Source organism: Planctopirus limnophila DSM 3776, assembly GCF_000092105.1.
GTDB lineage: Bacteria > Planctomycetota > Planctomycetia > Planctomycetales > Planctomycetaceae > Planctopirus > Planctopirus limnophila.
This window is the reverse complement of record NC_014148.1, coordinates 5334299-5355395: the sequence shown is the minus strand read 5'-3', so window position 1 is coordinate 5355395 and position 21097 is coordinate 5334299. Positions and strand designations below refer to the sequence as shown.

Genomic DNA, 21097 nt, shown 5'->3' with positions numbered 1-21097 from the left:
TATAAGTATTCCTGACTGATCAGAGCCCAACTCTCTGCGCTTCCAACCTGCGATACGACTGAAATGAGATTATGAACATCGGGGCGACACTGGTCCGTAAAGGAGTCATTACTCCTGATCAGCTCAAAGAACTGGGTGTCCCCAGCGGTGCGCGCGTTGATCGACTGGTGATCGACAAAGGCTGGGCCGACGAAGGTCAAGTTCTGCAGACCATTGCCCAGGAACTGGGGATGCGCTTCGTCGATATCAAGCACGAAGCAATTGATCGCGATCTGCTGATGCAGTTCCCCACGAACGCTGTCTTCCGGCACTCTCTGCTGCCCATTGGTCGAAACAACGGCAGTGTCATTGTCGCCACATCAGACCCGTTCAACCTCGAAGCGCTCGAAGAGCTTTCCAGCGTCAGTGGCTTTCATCTCGAGCCAGTTCTGGCGCGCAAGCTCGACGTGATTGAGATGATTAAGGATCATCTCGGTGTCGGGGGCGATACACTCAACCAACTGGTGGCCCAAAGGGCTGCTGATGGTGTCGAACTTCTCAGTGAACCACTCGAACAGACTGGTGATCTCGAAGATGCCGCTGAAGCGGCCTCGGTCATCAAGCTGGTCAACGAGTTGCTGGTCGAAGCTCTCGAAATGCAGGCCAGTGATGTGCATATCGAGCCACAGGAAAATGGCCTGATCATCCGCTTCCGCGTCGATGGTTTGCTGCGTGTTCAGCCATTGCCTCCTTCGATCAATCAGTTCCAGCAGGCCATTGTCACCCGGCTCAAGATCATGTCCCGGCTGAATATTGCTGAGAAACGATTGCCACAGGACGGCCGCATCAAGCTCAAGATTAAGGGCCGCGAGATCGACGTACGCGTATCGATTATCCCGATGCTGTATGGCGAAGGGGTCGTGATGCGTCTGTTGGATAAAGGCCGTATGGTCTTTAATCTGAAAAACGTGGGCATGCCGCCCATGGTCGATGTCCCCTTCCGCCAGTTGATCACACTCCCCCACGGAATTGTGCTGGTCACTGGCCCGACTGGTAGTGGTAAAACGTCGACGCTGTACAGTGCCCTCCACGAGATCAAAGACCCGTCGGTCAAAATCATCACGGTCGAAGATCCTGTTGAATACCAGATGCCGGGCATCAGCCAGATTCAGGTCCATTCGAAAATCGGCCTGACGTTTGCCGCCGGTTTGCGCAGTATTCTACGTCATGACCCGGATGTGATTCTCATCGGGGAAATTCGCGATAGCGAGACGGCTGAAGCCGCCATTCAGGCTTCGCTCACGGGTCACCTGGTCTTCAGTACGTTGCACACCAACGATGCCCCGTCGGCTTTTGCACGACTGGTCGATATGGGTGTGGAACCTTATCTCGTTTCGAGTACGGTGGCGGGTGTGCTGGCTCAGCGACTGGTCCGCCGACTTTGCAAACATTGCAAGGTGCCTGTCCAGGTGAAGCCCGGAATGCTTCCGGACGATTTTCCCGATCCGGATTGTGAATTCATCTACGAACCGGGAAGTTGCCGGGAATGTCGCAATACGGGGTACACGGGTCGTCAGGCAATCTTTGAACTGCTGCTGACCGATGCTGAAATTGGCCGGCTATGTATTCGCCGGGCCGCTGCGACAGAAATCCGCTCTTACGCGCTCACTGCCGGTATGGTCACATTACGAGAATCAGGACTTTTGCGCGTCGCCGACGGCACAACCACTCTCGAAGAAGTTGATCGTCTCGCCAAACGAGAATAATCGCTCTTACTTTGAGTTCCTGTCAAAGCGAGAGAGTTGTCTTTACCGGCCCGATCTTCATCAGTATGCAGTCGAGTGACTCGATAACCGGGTGGCTGGGGTCAAACGTCCTCGTTTGCCCCCAGATCGAATGACGTGAATTCCTCATGGCAATTCTGCTGGGGAGTTATGAGGAAGTTTACAGATGCACTTGTACTGGTGAACTCGATTGATCTGGGGGCGGATGCAGACATCCGACCCCAGCCACCCGCTGCCAAACGGGAATAATCGCTCTTGCTTTGAGTTCCTGTCAAAGCGAAAGAGTGTCTTTAATGGCCTGATTTCATCTCGTCCGATGTTTATTTCTGTGTTCTATTTCTGGGCGGATTTCTCAAAGACGATGACATGCTGCCGGGGCAGGTCTTTATGAGTGGCCTTCCATTTGAGGCCAAACTCAGGTTGCTCCGCTTCTTTGCGAACCTGCGCTTCAGACATCTTGTGAATCAGCTTGATCGGGACTTCCGGATCTTCCCGGCGGTACTCGACAAAGACGAGTCGACCACCAGGTTTGAGTGAGGCTGCCATTTCCTTCATCATCTCGTAAGGAAATTCCAGCTCGTGATAAACGTCGACCATCAATGCCAGGTCGAGTGTGCCCGGTGCGATTTTCGGTGATTTCTCTGTCCCCAGTACCAGATCGACATTGAGCAGATTACGGCGGTTCAGTTTATCGGCCAGCAGATCGAGCATTTCCTGCTGAATATCAACAGCGAGCACCTTCCCTTTGGGCCCGACTTGATCGGCCATCATCATCGTGATCACTCCTGAGCCGGCACCAATATCAGCCGCTACCTGATTGGGCTTCAGATCGAGGAGTTGTACCAGTTTCGAGAGCCGCTCTTCTTCTTCACGCTCGGGTCGTTCCAGCCAGGGTGCTCCGTGAAAACTCATCACCAGAGCAATCTCACGTCCCATGTAGAACTTGCCAGTTCCGTTGGGGTCATGATCTTCGCGAAAGGTATAGCGAGGTGCCGGTTCGAGTGCGACTGGCGGCTCATTTGCCATTCCCGGCGAGCCAGCAGCAGCGAAAAGTATCACGAATCCCACAGACCACACGGACAGCCGGCGCGATGATTTTTTGCTTGCTTCCGCGTGAGTGAAAATCGCTCGCAATGCCGCAGGACAAAACTGATTGATGATATGCCGCATTGCCTCACCTGATTTCGATTTGGGCAGACGCAGAGAAATTGAACTTCACGACGTTCAATCTGTGAGTTCATTCACGATTCAGATACACAAATCCCGCATTTAGATACGTCGCATATCCCACCCATGCCAGATAGGGCAGCAATAGGTTCGCCGCCAGTGGGGAATTTCGGCGAAAGATCAGCAGCATGGCCAGAATCGAGAGCCATAAGAACCCGATATTGATCAGTGCCAGACCAATCCAGTGCCAGCCAAAAAAGAGCTGGCTCCACAACGCATTGGCGACCAGTTGCGCCACAAAGACCGCCGCACCAAGTCGAAAAATCTGTTTGGAAGTGGGTGGCTTTGCATCAGCCTGTTCCCAGAACCACCAGAAGGAAATGGCCAGTAGCGCATACAGCACAGACCACACGGGAGGAAAGATCCAGTTCGGTGGCGTCCCTACCGGGGATTGTAACGTGCGATACCATGGGCCAGGTGTGAAGCTCGATGCATAACCAGCGGCGGCAAAGACCACCACCGCACAGACAGCAAACCGCAGCATCGATGTGGCAGGACTGGGCTGTGAAACTTCCTGTGAGAGATTCACTTCAGCTCTGGAAAGTCCGGACATTGCGTTCCCCTGACCAGGCCAAAGGTACCATCGATCAATAATTGGTATTCCACGAATGGTCATTAGGACATATTGAGCCGAAAAGTACCACTCCCAAACATTGCGCGAATGGAAAACCTCACTTCAGCAATTGTTCCAAAGATTTCCTGGCTTCTTCCGCACAACCTTCATCTTCATCCTGAGTAGCCGCTTTCAGCGCCTCCACAATTTCTGCCGCTTGCGAGCCAATCAAAGCCAGACTATGAGCGGCACGCTCGCGCACAAAAGGGTCTTCATCGTCCAGCAGCTTCAAAAGAATGCTGGCAAAAGGCCTGCCTTCCGACCCCAATAAGCCAATCGATTCCGCCACCGCTTCTCGAAGATCTTCCTTTTCATGATCCGCCAGCAGCTTGAAAGAGACCTTTAGTTGATCGACAGGCCCGTGGGCCTTGGCAAAAGTCTTCAAAACCGGGCCCAGCATCAGTGGCTGTGTTTCCGAATCATTTAACAACTCATGCAGTAGCCGATGCACAACGCGTGCATCGAAAGGAAAATGAACCCACGCCCTGGCCGCTTCAAACTTGACATCCGGATCCTCATGCTGGAGGCATGCTTCCAGTCGCCCCTTCAGTTCTGCGGCCTGCTCCTCAGAAAACACACTTGATCTGCGAGCGACCTGCTTACAGGCATAAGCCACCAGTGAAGCGTCAGCATCCCCCATCGCCTCGAGCAGATCTGCATGAGCAGCTTCCTGATCCAGCAGTGCACACAACCCGACCATGGCCCGAAACCTCGTCTCAGGAGTTGTCGTTGTCTTCATCCGGTCTCGAAGCTCATCAACCGTCATGCCGTCAAATCGATCCAGTTGTGTCATGAGCCTTCCTCCCCGCTGCGAATTGACAAAGCGATCTCTCAGGGATCAACTTTGAAGCAGCATACCGCCGTTCTGCCACCGGAGAAATATGATGTCACGTTTAGGTTTGATCAATTCTGCCTGGGGACAGGCTGGCCGCGAAACCGTCTGGGGCCTTCAGAAAACGAAAGAGATCGGGTTTGACACGGTCGATCTGCTCGTCGATCCCCTCGACCTGCCCGTGACAGAAAAGCGCGCGATCCAGCGGGAACTCGATCGACTCGAATTGCCGCTGGTCTCCATCTGCTGCGTTTCAGCAGGCTTGATCGATCCGTTCCCCAGCGTCCGCAAGTTTCATCTTGATCGAGCCGTCCAACATCTCGACCTGGTCTACGAACTGGGAGGCGAAAATCTGCTGCTGGTTCTGGGCGAATATATCTGGAATCAGGAAGTCATTCCCCCCGAAGAACAGTGGCAGAGTGCCGTCGAGGCCTGTCAGGCACTCGGGGCTTATGCCGGTGAACTCGGCCTCAAAATCGCCCTCGAACTGGAACCCTTCCACCTTTCGCTGCTCAATAGCGTCGATGCCATGGATCGCTTCTTGAACGATGTGGGCGAGCCAGCCGTCGGTGCCAACATCGATATCTCGCATCTCTGCTTAGCCCATGTTCCCGCCGAAGAGCTTAAAAAACTCAAAGGCCGGGCCTTCCATGTTCATATCAGCGATTGCGACGGAAAAATTCACGGCGATCTTCCGCCAGGTCGCGGCGTCGTCCAATTCGCCCCGTATCTGGAAGCCATTCGCGAGATGGAAATCCCCGGTGCCATTTCCATTGAACTCGAATACAGCCCCGACCCCGATGCCATTGAAGCCTGGGTCAAAGAAGCCTATCAATCGACCAGAAAACTCCTGCAACAATCCGGCCTGTCGTGAGCATCCACCAGCCAAGGTGATTACGTTATGACCGATCTCAGTCCAGAGATTGTTTTCAATCCCGATGCATCTGGCAAAAGCCAGCAGCATTCAAACTCTGTGTTCGCATCAGCCAACGATGATTTTGTTGTTGAAGACGAATACTGGAAGCTCATCGCCCGCATGACACCGGCTGAGAAAGTCGAACGCTCCATACGCATGCTGATCTGGGCCCGACAGATGGCCGCCAGAAATCTGCTTGCTGAAAGGCCTGACCTCACCACCGAAGAACTCAAATGGGAAGTCGCCCTCCAGCACTACGGCGACAACCCGATCCTCCGCGAAATCATCGAAAGGAATCTCTCTCGTGTTCGCTCCTGAAGAATACCGCGACACACTTTTGAAAATCTCCCAGTTACTGAACCATCTGAATATTCGTTTTCACCTGACAGGCGGAATCATTTCGGCAGCCTACCTCGATCCAAGGATGACACAAGATGTCGATCTGGTGCTCGATCGGCAGCAACTCATCCACTCATGTGAAGACTTCATCAACCAATTAGCATCCACTTCGTTTCAACACTCTCCAAAATCAATTCGTGACGCGATTTCGCACAATAAACCATTCCAGCTACTCGATAGCCATGCCATTGTGAAACTCGACCTTTACCCTCGCGAACTCATTGAAGGCGAACTGAACCGATCTATCATGTTCGAGATGATTACCGATCTGTCGTTACCGATTGTGAGTCGTCCCGATTTCACACTGGCAAAACTTGTCTGGATCTCCAAAGGGAGCCACAAAAGCCGGCGTGACCTTCGCAAGCTCTATCAGGGTTTGAAGGAAAGCGAAATCACGGTTGTCGAACAGAAAGCCGTTCAACTTCAACTGAATGAACTACTGATCGAGGTGCTTTGCGAATCTGATGAAATCATCTAGCAGTAGTTGTAGTAGTTAATCTATCGATATTTATTTAGATGCTTCTTATGTTCGGTCGCGCTCGATCTTGGAGGTTCAGGATGTGAAAGGATGCCAGGATGGCACAGTCGAATCAGAATATTGAAGTGGTTTTCGAGGACGACCAGCGAACAGAGTTAGTTCGCCTGGTTCGTTCGGGGACAGCATCTGCGTGCCATCCGTACAAACCATCAATTTCTATGCTCGCATCAGCACGCGATGATTTTGTCGTTGAAGACGAATACTGGAAGCTTATCGCCAATCAACGTTGCTGAACTTTGCGTCCTGAACAATCGCAGAGAGAATTCCGCCGGCTGATCTCAGGTCGCTGAATCGGCCTTACAATGTCGATACCTCCTGTTCAAAATCCTCGTCTGACATCCAGCGACCGAGTTTGTGATGGAAGGTACTATAGAAGTCTCGCAAAAAGTCGCGGCCGGTCTGTTCGCGGTCGTAAATCATCTGGCCGAGTTCTCCGAAAGTGCGGCGATGATGCGTCATCTGGCGCAGTGTCTGTTCGCGAATCTGCTGCGGGGGGATCTTCTCCTTTGCCAGTTCGAGCGTCGCACGGGCGATGCTGTCTGGATCGGTCGCGACGATCCGGCAGAAGTCAGCGTGCAGCCATTCGTTTCGTCCGCCTTGATTCGCTGTCGAGACGATCGGGCGGCCGCATAGCAGATACTCCACAGCCGCGTACATCGCCCCTTCGACCTGCGACAGACACAACCCCACTGCTGCACTCGAAACGGCCCGGGCAACTTGCCGCTCGTTCAACCACCGACCAAAGCGATCTTCAGAAAAGACTGCATGCGACAGTTCCTGCTTGACACGAGCGGCGTAAGCGGCGTCATCCCCCTCCGCCACGATTGTTCCCAACAACAGCAAACGTGGGATACTCCGTGCTAAAACATGCCGCTTGAATGGCGCGAAACGGGCGTTATAAACCGCGTCGAACTCGATGTTGGCTTCCGGAACAATATGGAACAGTTCCTCGTCAAGAAAGGCATTGTGGGGCAGGTAGCACGAAGGGATGCCAGCCGACCAGAGTGCCCCGTGCAGCGATTGCTCGTTGCAGCAGTGGATGATCGCGTCGCCAGGCCGCCAGGTTGTCAGTTGCTCGTTTTGCCTTGCGGCGTCTTCAAGTGTCGTCAACCATGCTTGTTTGATGAAATGGGTGATTCTTTCCTTCGGCAAGAGCGACGCCTGCCGCTCTGACAAGGGCGTGTGGTACAAAATGTGGGGATGACGGCTGATCCAGCCGCAGAAAATACTCATCGCTGATCCTCCCGGCGTTCTTGAAAGTAGGTCTTCACGGCCACTGCGAGGGGACTGTCAGGAGTCGTCCATTCCCAGCATTCGTCGATGTTTTGTACGAGTTCTGCGGCGGGATCGAAGTTATGCTCGCGAAGGATCTGTTCCCGCACTGCGTAGGCTCTCTTTCGAAGCGAGCCATGCCAGAGATGCCTTACAATGCCGGAGATATCACCGATGCGTCCCCTCACATCGTCATAAAATGGTTCGGCCCACTTCAGATAATCACGGCGCATCCCAGAGGGAAATTGGGCCACAAGGGGATGCCCCCACGAACCGGTCATCGCCAGCACCATCAGAGTGTCGTTGCTCCCTAAAGGATGCCGGTCGTAGAGCCCATGCCGAGCGAGGATCTCACGACGAGCACCCCACGCAAAACCTGGATGTGCCCAGCCGAAGTCCTCGGATCGCGCAGGGTGCGACCTTCGCGCATGCGCGATGCTCACCATCGCCTTGGTTTCATGTGAGGTTGTATTGGCCTCCAACTCACCGGCGTCACAGGCCAGGTGCATCGCTTCGCGGAACGGTTGAATCACCGGAAACTCGTCCAGCGCTGCTGCTCCTCGCATCAGCCAGGTCGAATCGTCGAATAACAAATCAGCATCAACCCAGAACACCTTCTCGATCGAGGGAGGCAACTCTTCGATGAGGCGGTTCAACAGCCGTTCCTTATGCCAGAGCACACTCTGCGAGCGAACCTGACGCACGCGTTGGCCAGGGGGAGCTTCCGCTTCGCCACTGGCGACCAGCTCAATCGTCCAGACAGGCAGTGCATCCTGTTCCATCCGCTGCAGGAACCGCTGGAGATTCCGCACCGGCGCCCGGTAAGCACAAGGGTTGAAGTGGCACGTCACGACGGCGACATTCGCCAGTGAATTGTCACCAGCCAATACAGGCGGCCAGATATCACCAGGCCGCCAGACATCACCTGGTGACAAAAACAAAGGTTCTATTGGCGGGGGATCAACAATCAGCGGCATGGCATTCCCTGGCGAAAGACGATGGCGGCGTGCGGGCTGCTCCACTTTCGCGCAGCCCTCTATCCGAACGGAATCTGGTGCGCTGTAAGCTTCGCCGTTTTATAGACGCCAACCGCCAGCCTCCTTTCAGGTTCTTGACATTCGCTGCCTCACCCCCGCGCAACAACTCCTGCTGAGATGAGGGGACGCATTGCGGCCCCATGATGTCCTTCGTCTCAGGAATTGCCCCATGCGTTTCTCGATCTGTATCGCCGCCCACAATGAAGCCCACCTGTTGAGCCGAACATTCCATGCCGTCCGCACTTCGCTGCTCGCCACGAGCCTCTCCAGTCCCGCGTTCCCCGGCGATACCAACAGCGAGAGAGCGAATCCCGGTGACGCCTTATGCGAGATCATTGTCGTCGATGACGCCTCGACCGATGGCTCCATCGCCGCCGCTCTTGCCAACTTCCCGAACTCGGCGGAACTCCCTCTCCGGGTCGAACGCTTCGAAACCCGCCAGGGGGCTTCCCCAGCCAAGCATCGCGCTGCCGAGTTAGCGCGGGGAGGCGTACTGGTCTTCCTCGATGCCCACGTCTTGCCCGAACCTGGAGCTCTGGAGCGGCTGGTGGCCGGTGTCGAGGCATCTCAGGGCCGCGATCTTCTCACCCCCGCCCTCCCCGCGCTGGATGAATCGACCTTCACTGTGATCCCCGGCCGCACGGGACTGGGCTATGGCCTCGATCTTGCCGACCTTTCCTGCCGCTGGCTCCCGCTGTCCAATCTGCAGCTCGACGAGGAAACCCGCCTCTATCATCAGCCCGCTCTCATTGGCTGTGTCCTGGCCGTCTCTCGGGAAACCTACTTCGCACTGGGTGGCTTCGATACGGGGATGAAGGTCTGGGGCGTCGAAGATATCGACTTCGGACTCAAGGCCTGGAGTCTGGGCTATGGCCTCAAGCTGGATGTCCTCTCCCGCGTTGCCCACCGTTTCCAGCGGGCCTTCGACCATTATGAAGTCCCCGCTCCCCACGTCCTCCACAACAAACTGCGCCTGGCGGCCAAACACTTCTCCCCCCACCATCTCCAGCGGTGGCTCGCCAGAAACACCCCCCTCACACTCGAACAGCTTCTTGCTCCCGCGCCCGACCTGCCGGGAGAACCCCTTCTTACTCCCTCGCCCGGTCTGCCGGGAGAGGGCCGGGGTGAGGGTGTATTCCTCCCTTCACCCGCATCCACCGATCACCTCCCTCCCCTCTGGCGTGCTGCCCTCGATCTCTTCCACGAGCACCTCGCCAGTCTCCAGGCAGAGCGTACGCTGGTTCAAAGCCGCCGCCTGCGGGATGAACTCGACTATGCCCACACCTTCCAGCTTGACTGGCCCGGCCACGAATCAAATCCACCCCAACTCATGGCCCTGGCCATGACCCTCCCCACCAGCGAAGCAACCGGCTCTGAACCCAGCCCCTGGCCCAGCCCAGAACCATCCCCGGAACCATCCCCGGAACCGTCTCCCGCACCCTGCCAGTGTGCTGTCAGCGGCATCTCCGCCCCCGAAACCTGCTTCGTGGGCGATGAAGACGACATCACCATCACCGGCACCTGTCTGGACGGTCTCTCCATCAACATCCCCGGCGGCGAATTCATCCCTCTATCATCGGAAAAGAACGCCGCAGGCCACATCGTCGCCATCAAACTCCGCGTCCAATGGATCACCCCAGGCGAACACACCCTCTCCGCCACCTGCGGCCAGTCCTCCGCCACGACCACGGTCAAAGTCTATAAAGTCCAGATCTTCGCCAATAGCCAGGATGTGACTGGTGGATCGGTCGCGACAGTCGTCGGCAGACCCATCGCACTGGAATGCCGCGTGACCCCCAAGATGGAATTCACGAACGAGTGGGTAATTCCAGGTATTTACGTCAAGAAATACAGCATATTATACAAACCAACTGGTGAACAAGATCGGTTTGGCAGGCTCTACACATCCGTGAATACAAGCGGTGTTGTCGAGACGTTTCAGGAAAAAAATGAGACCTGCTTGCCCGCGATCCGACTGTATTGGATTAAGCCGCTATTTCGAGGTGAAATCAGCGTAATGGTAACTATTGCTGGTCGGAGTAAATCGGCGAGTGCCAAACCAGAAATCAGCGCGCCGATTGTTAACATCGTCCCGCAAACGACTACTGACGTACCTCCAGTTTTTGTTGACGAAAATGTTCTGAAGTTTGGTAAAATCTCGAAAGGTATCACTGTCTCGGCATTATGTGCAACGGGTTCTGACGGAGCCGGCGAATTTCGATTTCTGCAAAGAGTTACGTTTGATCGAACTGTGACACGTCGGCAAGAGTTTGCAACTCAAATCAGAGATTCGACGGAGAGGACGCGAACGACCGAGCGGGTGTTGGATCGGAAAGATGAAATCCAGGACGCCTGGCATTTCCAGAATCGATCCTTGCATCTCAACAACATCGATGCAGGAGGGATCACCATGACCGATTCACCCGAGATCACGACATTAAGAACCGCTATCTCAGCATCCGTTGCGGATGAAACATTCGATCTTCGTCTAATGTATCGCCCCGATGGCGAGGATAGCATTTGGGTTTCCCTCAAGACCATCACATGGGGCTGGTCGGCAATGGCCTCAGGGGTTCCGGCATTTTCACTCGCCATCATCGGAAATCCCGTCATCAAGTCAATCAATGTCGAAGATTCAGTGGACTTACCAATTTGGTCAATGCGAGCATTGGACGTACCGTTGGAACGAAGCACAGTCACAACATCGAGATAATTATGTCCAGCCAAACCGGAACTCGACAAAGAAGATTTCTCCGCAAAACATCACTTTTCGCGACCCTTGCCACCATCTTTTTGCTTGGAAGTACCGTTACTGGCTATTTCATCTGGCAAACGTTAGAGCCTTCATTTGTTGCGGCTAGGGCCGATCAATTCCTGAGCGACTCCCATCAACTCGAATCCCATCTGATTGGTGGTCGATATGGTTCCCAATTACAGATGACGACAACGCCGTTCCATCTGAGGTTGCTCGAACGTGTGGGCTTGCGGGCCAGTCGAGAAGATTTTTCAAATCATTGTGTTCAAGAACTTGTGCTCAACTATGATCCCACACTGATCCTACCAGGACCGTGCCCAGCGTTGGTCAGATTGCCAGGTTACGATACCGTCAGCCGTATCGTCGGGGGTTATCCGGCCAAATCAAAGGTCAAGACTGTCCATATAGAATCTATGGCATGTCACCCTCCCTATCGAGATATGGCAGAGTTGTTGACATGGCCTGGACTTAAGAATTTCGAATTGCATGCGCCTTCAATCCCAAGGATTAAACTATCCGAACCCGACTTCTTGGTATTGAGAAATCTCTTACTGACTTTGATTGACGAATCGGACGCAACCAAGGCAGAGCAAGCTCGTTCGGAACTTCGCTCATTTCTTGCAAAGCATTCGGCTCTCGAAGGAGAAAAATAATCAATGAATAAGTCGGCTGTGTACTCTTAAATAGGAGGAGGCGAAGCCGTGTTGAAATCCACTCATTAAATAATCGAAGGCCACATCGTGGCCATCAAGCTCCGCGTCAAGTGGACCACTCCCGGCGAACACACTCTCTCCGCCACCTGCGGCCAGTCCTCCGACGAAAAGAAAATCAAAGTCTACAAAGTCCAGATCTTCGCTAACGACCAGGATGTCACAGGTGGTTCCTTCTCGACCGTCGTGGGCAAACGCGTCAAACTCGAATGCCGGGTGACTCCCGAAGTCGAGTTTACCAATGAATGGGATCTGCCTAGTGCATTCGTACGGGATTACAAAATCACCTATAATCCGACAAATACTCAACACCCGCATAATTCGAGTTATAATGTTGTTGACACAGTAGCTGTGGTTCATCTCTTTTTTGACTCAGATTTTCAAACAGCGGCGATCTCGCCATGCTGGATCCGAAAAGTCGTGAATGGACGGTTGACTGCCGAGGTCACAATTGCTGACAGAACGCACAATTCATCCGCCTCGATCACGGTAGAAGCGCCCGACGTTGTTATCACCGCGAATTCAACGACAGACAATCCGAAGATTACACTTACCAATGTCGAAGTAACTTTAGGCAAGAACTCCAAAGGGATCACTATCGCAGCGTCTTGTGAAACCGCTGCCGGGCAGGCGGGAACATTCCAGTTCCTACAAAAAACACGATTCGATCGATCGACGACAACGCAACAAAGCTTTTCTGGTGTCACACGACTAACAACAACACGAACGCATTCCGGAGGACTGTTTGTTCTCGATCGAAAACCGGAGACTCCGAATGCATGGAATTTTCAAGACAAATCACTTCATCTAAATGACAACGACTGCGGGAACCTGACAATTACCGATTCGCCCGGACTCCTGATCAGTGGTATCACCCTTGATCTCTCTGCCTTGAATGAACAATTCACAACTCACTTAATGTATCAACCTGATGGCGCTGATAGCATCTGGGTGTCACTTGAGGTTGTCCACTGGGGATGGCATGCTCGTGTGGCCAAGAATCCGTCGGGCGTGTACTTTTTCGCGGAGCCCGAGCGGGTGGATTCACCTCGAATCTCCGCTCCAATAGCATTACCACTCTGGAATGGTCGGGCCTTGGACGCTGTCGTGGAGAAAAACACCACAATTATCCCCGATTGAGATACATCTAGCTAGGAACCTACCGACCATGCTTGGATCTAAACGCCTCAGTCGGAAAACTAGAATTCTCCTCACAGTCGCGACGATCCTCGTGTTGACACTGGTCATTATCGGGTGGGTGACTGTTCGCGAGACTTTCGCCCGTCTGCGTGTGGCGCGGCATTGCGCCACCAACCAGTCGACGGATCCCCACATCTGTTTAATTTACGATGCGCGCAAGTTGTTACCCCAGAAAAGGACACGGATCGGCCAGTTCCAGGATACCACGCTGGCGATCTTGGGTGATACTCGTATGTGTGACGAACTATTAATCTCGTATGCAGATATTTCGCCATCGCAATCAAGTTTGACAAGCAGCTATGCATTTCCGGGGTATCAACAGCCCAGTCATTCGATTCACAACTTCCCGGAAAAGTCGCTTGTGACGCATGTGGAGATCGCGTTTCCGACCGGCAATCTGCCCTACGCCGACATCGTGGAGGTATTGGGTTGGCCCAATCTCGAATCATTCCGGTGCAATGCACTTTTTTTCCCAGGAGAGAACCTTTCCCGCGAACATTTCCCCGGCCTCAGGGAGCGCCTGCTGAATGTCATGAATTCAAAAGCCTCTAACGACTCCTTAGCCGAAGCACATCGAGAGGTGAGAAGATACATCGAATTAAACTCTCCCCCAGCGAGAACTGAGTTCTAACCGAGAGGACAATCGCAGGCAGCTTGTCGATTTACAAGATTATCCAAGCTTCTTAATGGATTCTAAATACTGTGCAGATCAAAAGACTTTTGCCTTGAGCCATTGCTTTATTCAAGAAAACACAGGTGTGCGATGTCAGGGAATCGGAAACGATGGATATGGATCACTCTGGCATCGCTTGCCTGTCTCCTGCTGTTGTCGTTCTGCTATTCCGTCATTGATTCCTACGGCCGCTACCGAATGACCAGAGAGTATCTCAAGCAATGGTCGTTCAGCTCGCGAACTAAAACTGAGGACTCGCCATGACGACTTCCCGTGATCATATCATGCGGTACGTGGTGACAGGACTGTTTCTGGTGGCACTTGTCTTGATCGTCAAGCAAACGTATGAACGGGCTGTCCTATGGAGATACATTCACACGTCTCGCCAAAATGGTTTACATGTCACCACTAAACAGGGGAGCTATCTGCCAGCCGCACTGCGGCAGCAACTTCCCTTACAATTCGTGGCATGGTTCGACACCAATCCAACCGAAGTGGATTTCTTCGTCGAACCGGAGTTGCCCTACACGGGGATTGAACGGGTGGTACGGGTTCTGCCAATCATCGACAGCTTCCCTCTGAAAAATGGCGTGACTCACACTGTGTTGTCTGGATCTGTCGAACAGTCCGAGATCCCCGCCGTCTTTTTCCATCTGACCAAATGGCCGCACAACAAGGTCACGATCGAAAGCGACGGATGTTTGCAAAATGTTCCTGGCGAGGAGTTTGAACGCGTGATTTCTATTTTGTTTTCGATTGAACAGGCACAGATAAACGAAAGGCATGGCCGTAATCTTAAAAAGTATGTCGAGCTGCTTTGGCAAGAACTTGGAACTATCGCGAAGAAGCGAAAAGATCCTTTGTCAATGTGAGCCTTGTTTATTGAACGCGGAGTATTGCCGCGTCCCCGGGCCGACTGCCCCTCCCAACCGAATGGATCGGTCTCCCCCGCGCTGGCCATGACGCCCGATGTGCCCGAGTGGTCTGGACGAATTCTTGATATTGTGGAAACGGAAGAAGTCCTACCTTGATGGATTCTTTACTTTCAAAAAGGCAGGTGTGCGATGTCACGAAATCGGAAACGATGGATATGGATTACTCTGGCATCGCTTGCCTGTCTCCTGCTGTTGTCGTTCAGCTATTCCGTCATCGATTCCTACGGCCGCTACCGGATGACCAGAGAGTATCTCAAGCAATGGTCGTTCAGCTCGATCAATGGTGATGTGGACTGGCCATTGATCGACAGCAAGGCATGGCGGAGCCCCATTCAACAACTGTCAGGGTCTCGCATCGAACGACTAACTCTCTATTACGATCGAACAGGAGATAGTTCGAAGCCGGGTTGCCTTGAGCCCAGCCAACTGATCCAGAATTTTCCCAACAAGGACAGAGTGCTGCGCGTCTATATGCTTTCAGACTCCTGTAGCTACATCCCATATGCGGATCTTCTGGAAGTGATGACATGGCCCGCCGTCGAATGGGTCAGCTTTGAATCATCGGCATATCATAGACATCGAACGCTTCTTGAGGGAATGCTTCGAGAGCGGTTTCCAGAGGTGAGGGAGCAGATCCTGATTCTCCAGAAGACAGAGGGTGATAAGGCGGAAAGCGCTCAACTCGCCCGAAAAAAATGCCTGGAAGGAGTTGGAAAGACTCCATCAATTCAAGGTTGATTTGGTGGTCACGCGGTCACCCACATCCCTATTGCCCAGTGAAACGAAATATGAGCCGTTAGACGAGTAAAGGCGGTTTTCTTTTCAAAATGTTTGCCAAGTAAGTTTCTGCATTGAAGAATTTCAGGAATGATGATCGGAGATTGAACCCACGAAGGTGACAGCCATGCGGATGTTCGTCGCGATGATATTACTTGCCTTGATCGGTTCCATTCGTGCTCAAGCCCAATCCAATCAAGTAGCCGCGCCTGCCCCAGAATGGATCGCCACGGAGAATGGATACGAGATCCACATCGCTTCTCCGAAAAGAGGCCGGGAGTATCTCGCTGGCGAACCGGTTAAGGTCACAATTCATTATCGCCGCACACCTCAAGCCAAAGCCATTCAAGGCCAATGGCAACATCAGCTCTTCCGATTCACCGTAAAGGGGGAGAATGGCACGTCGATTCCTCATGTTGCGCTCCACGATTTTCTCATATCAAACGTGTGGAATCCCAAGTTAGGAATCCGCGATTTCGAGTTCGCCGACACCTTCGACCCGCACCTCAAGGCCTTCACAAGAACCGCCCTGTTGAACGAGCGCCATGATTTGACCGCCAGCGGAAAGTACTCGGTCGACATCGATTGCGGCACCAGGATTGTCAATATCCCTTTCACGATCGTAGAAACGCGTCCGGCTGAGGAGACGCAGCCCTCCGAATCGGCAGTCTCCTGGAAGACAGGCAATCTCGATCTGGAGATCACCGGGAATATTGCTACTTCCACCGGCGAGACGGAGACCCCACCAGACTTCGCCACGCGGATCTCCATCGAAAACAAGTCGGCCCAACCGATACAGTTCAAGATCACCTCACTCCAGGTCGTGACGGCGTTCCCGAACGGATCACTTGCCTATACCCCCGAGAAGGAACTCCACGCGGTGGTGAAAACCCGCTTCGGGAAAAGCCTAAAGGACGAAGCGGGCTTAACGACGATCCTCATCCCCGCCAAGACCACGCATCGTCTGACGTTGCCCCTCGGCAGGATCTTCGATTGCAGCCGACCTATAGCCTATCGAATGATCCTTGCGGGCGAATACGGAATCGACGGGGGCCGCCAAGACAAGAGGATCGCCTCCACGTGCGAATTCCAGTGGAGGTTGCCCGTCGAGAAGGCGGAATTGAAGCGGGAGCAGTTGTTACTGGAAAATTACCTAAATGAGCTGAAGCATTAATTATATGTAATCAGAGATAAACGATCATTCGATGTGTGGTATGACAATAATGTTCACTGACATCCACCCAACGATTCTACTGGCAGCCTATTAAGGAACATTCCATGAATACTTGGAACATCTTGAGATCCATGGATATCCGCTGTTTTCTGATCATGTGTCTGGTGCTGTTGCCATGCGGGTGTTCCATCGAGACGGACAGAACGGATCTTTGGAAGGTCTCCTATCAGGAAGCAGTGAAACACCCCTGTTATCAGAAGATACTCCAGATCACCCGGAATGTCGGAGTGCCGACATCAGCCACGGAAATCTCTTTCCACACCTATGGCTTCCAGGATGTGGACAAATTCCTCATTTTCAAGGCGGAGAAAGCTGATATCGAAAAGTTCGGAGATCTCATGGAATTTCATCCCGATATGAATATGAAGTATAAGAACTGGCCGTCCAAACCCACCAGCCCTCCACCCTCAACCATGTCGATAACTGCGAGAAAGTCGACAAAAGCATTCGGCAGGCTCCTGCAGAGTGTCGATCAAATCAAGAACGGCAAATACTACGAGGATCACACTGGACTTCAGATCGCCGTTGATATCGACAAAAACATCGTCTATCTCATGCATCTCTGATAGTGGCATGCTTCTGTTCTTCAAGTAACAGCTCAAGATAGCCCCCGACCAGGCCCGAAACAGGGAGTGTCGCGGGCTATCTGTGTTTCCACAAAGATCAATTGAACCCAGCCCCGAGCCCAGTCCCGAACCGTCTCCAGAACCCTGCCAGTGTGCTGTCAGCGGCATCTCCGCCCCCGAGACCTGCTTCGTGGGCGATGAAGACGACATCACCATCACCGGCTCCTGCCTGGAACATCTCTCACCTCCGGTCATCCCCTTCAGCGTCAAACTCCACTCAACAAAAGGTGCTGGGTAACAAAACCGGGTAGAGCCTTTCCGCCGATGATCGAACCAGATAAAATTCATTCATGCGAGATCGGGGCGGTAGCTCAGTTGGGAGAGCGCAGCGTTCGCAATGCTGAGGTCGGGGGTTCGACTCCCCTCCGCTCCATTCAAATTGTTCCTGAAAATTAAGGCCGGCTCATGCCCGGCCTTCAGTAAGTTCACGCCTGAATTCAACAGGAAATGTTCTCGCTGATTGTCAGCTGCTGCTGCGAACCCAAGGCGCGAGTCGTTTGTCATTCGGTGGCCACCATCTGTGGTAATCTCTCAGAGTCTGAATTTCTGAGAAGTTTCCGAGGCAGTAACACCTGGTTGCCAAATCATGCTTGCCCAGAGCTGCAAGCATGGCACATTGATGTTTTTCAAAGTCTGAAACTCGTCAGGCCAGTTTTCTGTTAACGACCGGTCGGTAAGTTCTGGCCAGCGCGTGGCGCTCGGGAGCAGATCTGTTACGATGCCGATGAAATCAGAACTTACCGGTCGAGTGAGCTGAACCGGTCTTGAGAACTAATCAGAATGTTTCGCCAATGTCGCGATGTTCGCCAGGAGTGCGCTGCAGCGGCTCTGGCAAGGAATTGGGGTTATGGGTTTCTTCGACAAGCTAAAAGCCGGGCTGAAAAAGACATCTCAGCTACTGCGGACAGATATTCGCGATCTCTTCAAATCGGGAGAGATTCTGTCTGAGAAACATCTTGAGCAGTTCGAAGCCCGACTGATTCAGACCGATATGGGGGTGGCTGCCACTACGCGGATTGTGAGTGATCTGAGGCAGGAGCATCTGGGCCGCACGATGAAAGTCGATGAACTGTGGGCCACAGTGCGAGCGACCGTCAAATCGATACTCAAGGGGACTTCTACAACAACTTACGATCCGGAACAGCCACTTTCGCCGCTGAATTTTTCAGAAAGCCGACCAACGGTCATTCTTGTAGCCGGTGTGAATGGAACCGGGAAGACAACCACCATTGCCAAACTGGCCCGGCTGCTAACTTCGCAAGGGAAAACCGTGTTACTGGCCGCAGGAGACACTTTTCGAGCAGCCGCCGTCGAGCAGTTGACACTCTGGAGCCAGAGGCTGGGCTGTGACATTGTCACCAAACCAGCCGGAACAGATCCAGCGGCTGTGGCCTTTGCCGGTTGTGAAGCCGCCGTCAAAGCGGGTGTCGATGTCCTGATTATCGATACAGCAGGACGACTGCACAATCAGCAGAACCTGATGCAGGAACTGGAGAAGATTCGCCGGGTGATTGCCAAACAGATTCCTGATGCGCCACATGAATCCCTCCTGGTGATCGATGCGACGACAGGTCAAAATGGACTCAATCAGGCCCAGGCCTTCTCGAAAGCTGTCAGCACGACGGGCCTTATTCTCAGCAAACTCGACGGGACAGCCCGTGGTGGTGTGGCTGTCGCCATTCGACAGCAGATGGGTATTCCCGTTAAATATGTGGGAGTCGGTGAAGCAATTGATGATCTGGAAGTTTTTGATCCCGATCAGTTCGCGGAAGCGTTGTTTGCAGAATAGGTGCCTGGTGTTGGCAAAGGTTCGATACGTTTTCACCCCAGAACACTCTGAAGTGAAGACGTTGGTGCTGGCGAGTATTGAAGCCAGGTCAGGTTAAGTCAGATGGCTGCAAAATCAAAACCAGAAGACGATAAGCCGAACAATATCTCGGTCTGCCGGAATCGTCGTGCGCGGCATGAATACGAACTGATGGATCAGTTGGATTGCGGCATCGTTTTAATGGGAAGTGAAGTTAAAAGTATTCGTGCCGGGAAGGTATCGATTGAAGAAGCCTGGGTGCGAGTCCAGGACGGCGAGTTGTATCTGGTCGGCTGCGATATCAACGAATACCCTCAGGCTTCATGGCTGAATCATGAAACGAAGCGAACGCGAAAGCTGCTGGCACACCGGCGGGAACTGAAGAAGTTTTGCGGCAGAACCAGCGAACGATCCATTACGATTGTGCCGCTGGAAATGTATCTGCAAAGAGGGTTCGTCAAAATCAAAATTGCACTCGCCAAAGGGCGCAAGCTGCACGACAAGCGGGAGAAGCTTAAGGCACAGGATGCTCGTCGAGAGATCCGGCAGGTGACTCGGCGGGGCTGAGATTCTGTGATGAGACTGGTAGCGAGATCGCCTTCCCAGCCTCTAAATCCATCGAACCTGTGATGTCGTCTGCTACCAATGCTTCTGGTGACATCGCTTCGGGATTCACGACCACTTCATAGGTTGTGCGTCCACCGAATGAGACCAGATCGCCAACTTCCAGCAAGGCGGCATGGCAAGCCTCTCCATTCACATGCACTGGGGCCAGATGGTTCAGTGAGACAATTCCCAATGCCGACGCATCCCGAATGATCAGGGCTTGCCACGGACTCAGAAAATGAGCCATGGGCGTCGTTCGAGCAGAGCAAGGGAGCTGCCAGTCGCACTGTGGATCACTCCCGACAATCGTCAGGTGTTTGTTGATAACGAAAGTGTCGGCGTGCGATGTCGATGAATTGTCGTTTTGAGAACCGGGGCTGGTTGAACTCGCTGGATTCATACGGGAGTTGCAAAGCACGAATGCGAGTCTGGGGCCACTCTTGAGGAACGAACGATCCACAGAGGTTTTTATGGCCTTGATGTCAAGAGAATTCAATGCGGGAACAGGGACTGATTTTTTCAGGAATGGGAACAGCAATTCCATGCGGCCACACGGGTGGCTGGCCCGAGTTTGCCACCAGCGGGGTGACAACCAATGCTGTGTCAGTGTGGGAGCCGATTGATCAAGACCTTTTGAAGGCTGTGGGCGAAATTCGAAAAGTGCCACACCGGCGGATGTCCAGACAATCAGGTTCTCAAAGTGAGCACGAGCTTCATCGACGAGTCGAATATCCGATTGAACCGAAGTGCCGATCCAGGCAAACGGTCTCTCGATCATGACATCGATCGAGGCATCGCAGGCGAAAGAGTCTCGACCACGAATAGTGAGAGTGACCGAACCTGGCCAGTTGGGATGCCAGTAAGCGCCTGAAATCCGTGCCCGTGAAACGACTTTCTGGGGTCTTTCAACGGACGACCTGAAGTTCTTGAGCAGGCGGGATGAACGCACCTGAAGCCTGTTTTCAATCTGCAGGCGATGCCAACCCCTCAACAGAAAATGACGGCGGCGATTCCTCCGCTCCGTAACCATCTTCAATTCCCGCCCGTCCCGAAGTTTATCCCTGGTCAACCCATCGTCGGTCAACCGGTCGTCAGCGCAATCTCGCCTTGCCGGTATTCCAGGAAATGATCTTCCACCACGGAACAAGCCGAAGTCAAACAGGAATTCGCTGATCAA

General features: G+C 53.3%; 21 protein-coding genes and 1 tRNA gene. 16 read left to right on the top strand and 6 right to left on the bottom strand.

The annotated features are described in order from the left end of the window. Window positions 1-71: 71 nt before the first annotated feature. Window positions 72-1745 carry a GspE/PulE family protein gene (locus PLIM_RS21520; protein WP_013112428.1) on the top strand — a complete coding sequence of 558 codons (1674 nt, stop codon included), beginning with the start codon at window positions 72-74 and terminating at the stop codon, window positions 1743-1745. Between the two features lie 351 nt (window positions 1746-2096). Here the strand turns inward: PLIM_RS21520 and PLIM_RS21515 are convergent, their stop codons facing one another. The 3 genes from PLIM_RS21515 to PLIM_RS21505 form a co-directional block, all read right to left on the bottom strand. Continuing rightward, the gene (locus PLIM_RS21515; RefSeq protein WP_013112427.1) at window positions 2097-2933 is read right to left on the bottom strand and encodes a class I SAM-dependent methyltransferase; all 837 of its coding nucleotides are present in this window, start codon (window positions 2931-2933) and stop codon (window positions 2097-2099) included. A 67-nt stretch (window positions 2934-3000) separates the two neighbouring features. After that, a complete protein-coding gene (locus PLIM_RS21510; RefSeq protein ID WP_013112426.1) occupies window positions 3001-3543 on the bottom strand; it encodes a TspO/MBR family protein in 543 nt (180 codons plus the stop codon). 118 nt (window positions 3544-3661) lie between these two features. Then, on the bottom strand, window positions 3662-4396 hold the full coding sequence (locus PLIM_RS21505; protein WP_041402476.1) for a HEAT repeat domain-containing protein: 735 nt from the start codon (window positions 4394-4396) through the stop codon (window positions 3662-3664). A 91-nt stretch (window positions 4397-4487) separates the two neighbouring features. On the opposite strand from PLIM_RS21505, the gene PLIM_RS21500 reads away from it, so the two are divergent. The 4 genes from PLIM_RS21500 (at window position 4488) to PLIM_RS21485 (ending at window position 6521) form a co-directional block, all read left to right on the top strand. Further along, the gene (locus tag PLIM_RS21500) at window positions 4488-5309 is read left to right on the top strand and encodes a sugar phosphate isomerase/epimerase family protein (RefSeq protein ID WP_013112425.1); all 822 of its coding nucleotides are present in this window, start codon (window positions 4488-4490) and stop codon (window positions 5307-5309) included. A 27-nt stretch (window positions 5310-5336) separates the two neighbouring features. After that, window positions 5337-5669, top strand: a complete 333-nt coding sequence (locus tag PLIM_RS24630; protein ID WP_013112424.1) for a hypothetical protein — start codon at window positions 5337-5339, stop codon at window positions 5667-5669. Next, window positions 5656-6228, top strand: a complete 573-nt coding sequence (locus PLIM_RS21490; RefSeq protein ID WP_013112423.1) for a nucleotidyl transferase AbiEii/AbiGii toxin family protein — start codon at window positions 5656-5658, stop codon at window positions 6226-6228. The genes PLIM_RS24630 and PLIM_RS21490 overlap by 14 nt, the downstream gene beginning before the upstream one ends. Before the next feature lie 98 nt (window positions 6229-6326). Further along, window positions 6327-6521: a hypothetical protein gene (locus tag PLIM_RS21485; protein ID WP_013112422.1), complete on the top strand. Its 195-nt coding sequence runs from the start codon at window positions 6327-6329 to the stop codon at window positions 6519-6521. A 64-nt stretch (window positions 6522-6585) separates the two neighbouring features. Here the strand turns inward: PLIM_RS21485 and PLIM_RS23430 are convergent, their stop codons facing one another. Both PLIM_RS23430 and PLIM_RS21475 read right to left on the bottom strand, forming a co-directional pair. Beyond that, on the bottom strand, window positions 6586-7521 hold the full coding sequence (locus PLIM_RS23430; RefSeq protein ID WP_013112421.1) for a glycosyltransferase: 936 nt from the start codon (window positions 7519-7521) through the stop codon (window positions 6586-6588). Next, complete coding sequence (locus tag PLIM_RS21475) at window positions 7518-8537, bottom strand: hypothetical protein (RefSeq protein WP_013112420.1); 1020 nt, start codon at window positions 8535-8537, stop codon at window positions 7518-7520. Before PLIM_RS21475 ends, PLIM_RS23430 begins: the two co-directional genes overlap by 4 nt. A 229-nt stretch (window positions 8538-8766) precedes the next feature. Here PLIM_RS21475 and PLIM_RS23425 point away from each other — a divergent pair, with 229 nt between their 5' ends. From PLIM_RS23425 to smpB, 11 genes are all read left to right on the top strand, one after another. Beyond that, the gene (locus PLIM_RS23425; RefSeq protein ID WP_013112419.1) at window positions 8767-11310 is read left to right on the top strand and encodes a glycosyltransferase; all 2544 of its coding nucleotides are present in this window, start codon (window positions 8767-8769) and stop codon (window positions 11308-11310) included. Between the two features lie 2 nt (window positions 11311-11312). Beyond that, entirely contained in the window at window positions 11313-12005 is a 693-nt protein-coding gene (locus tag PLIM_RS21460) for a hypothetical protein (RefSeq protein ID WP_013112418.1), read from the top strand. An 87-nt stretch (window positions 12006-12092) separates the two neighbouring features. Next, a complete protein-coding gene (locus PLIM_RS21455) occupies window positions 12093-13202 on the top strand; it encodes a hypothetical protein (protein WP_013112417.1) in 1110 nt (369 codons plus the stop codon). A 91-nt stretch (window positions 13203-13293) separates the two neighbouring features. After that, window positions 13294-13893, top strand: coding sequence for a hypothetical protein (locus PLIM_RS21450; protein WP_148227219.1), 600 nt, complete (start codon window positions 13294-13296; stop codon window positions 13891-13893). A 302-nt stretch (window positions 13894-14195) separates the two neighbouring features. Further along, window positions 14196-14807 carry a hypothetical protein gene (locus tag PLIM_RS21445; RefSeq protein WP_013112415.1) on the top strand — a complete coding sequence of 204 codons (612 nt, stop codon included), beginning with the start codon at window positions 14196-14198 and terminating at the stop codon, window positions 14805-14807. Window positions 14808-14999: 192 nt separating this feature from the next. Next, on the top strand, window positions 15000-15608 hold the full coding sequence (locus PLIM_RS21440) for a hypothetical protein (RefSeq protein ID WP_013112414.1): 609 nt from the start codon (window positions 15000-15002) through the stop codon (window positions 15606-15608). A 166-nt stretch (window positions 15609-15774) separates the two neighbouring features. Beyond that, window positions 15775-16821, top strand: a complete 1047-nt coding sequence (locus PLIM_RS21435) for a hypothetical protein (RefSeq protein ID WP_013112413.1) — start codon at window positions 15775-15777, stop codon at window positions 16819-16821. A gap of 104 nt (window positions 16822-16925) precedes the next feature. Beyond that, window positions 16926-17447: a hypothetical protein gene (locus tag PLIM_RS21430; RefSeq protein ID WP_013112412.1), complete on the top strand. Its 522-nt coding sequence runs from the start codon at window positions 16926-16928 to the stop codon at window positions 17445-17447. Window positions 17448-17807: 360 nt separating this feature from the next. Further along, window positions 17808-17880 (top strand) — tRNA-Ala (locus PLIM_RS21425). Window positions 17881-18354: 474 nt separating this feature from the next. Further along, the gene (gene ftsY, locus PLIM_RS21415) at window positions 18355-19296 is read left to right on the top strand and encodes a signal recognition particle-docking protein FtsY (protein ID WP_013112411.1); all 942 of its coding nucleotides are present in this window, start codon (window positions 18355-18357) and stop codon (window positions 19294-19296) included. 102 nt (window positions 19297-19398) lie between these two features. Further along, window positions 19399-19881, top strand: coding sequence for an SsrA-binding protein SmpB (gene smpB / locus PLIM_RS21410; protein WP_013112410.1), 483 nt, complete (start codon window positions 19399-19401; stop codon window positions 19879-19881). Here the strand turns inward: smpB and PLIM_RS21405 are convergent. Next, entirely contained in the window at window positions 19829-20950 is a 1122-nt protein-coding gene (locus PLIM_RS21405; RefSeq protein WP_013112409.1) for an FHA domain-containing protein, read from the bottom strand. The two genes, smpB and PLIM_RS21405, sit on opposite strands and share 53 nt — an antisense overlap. Between the last annotated feature and the right edge of the window lie 147 nt (window positions 20951-21097).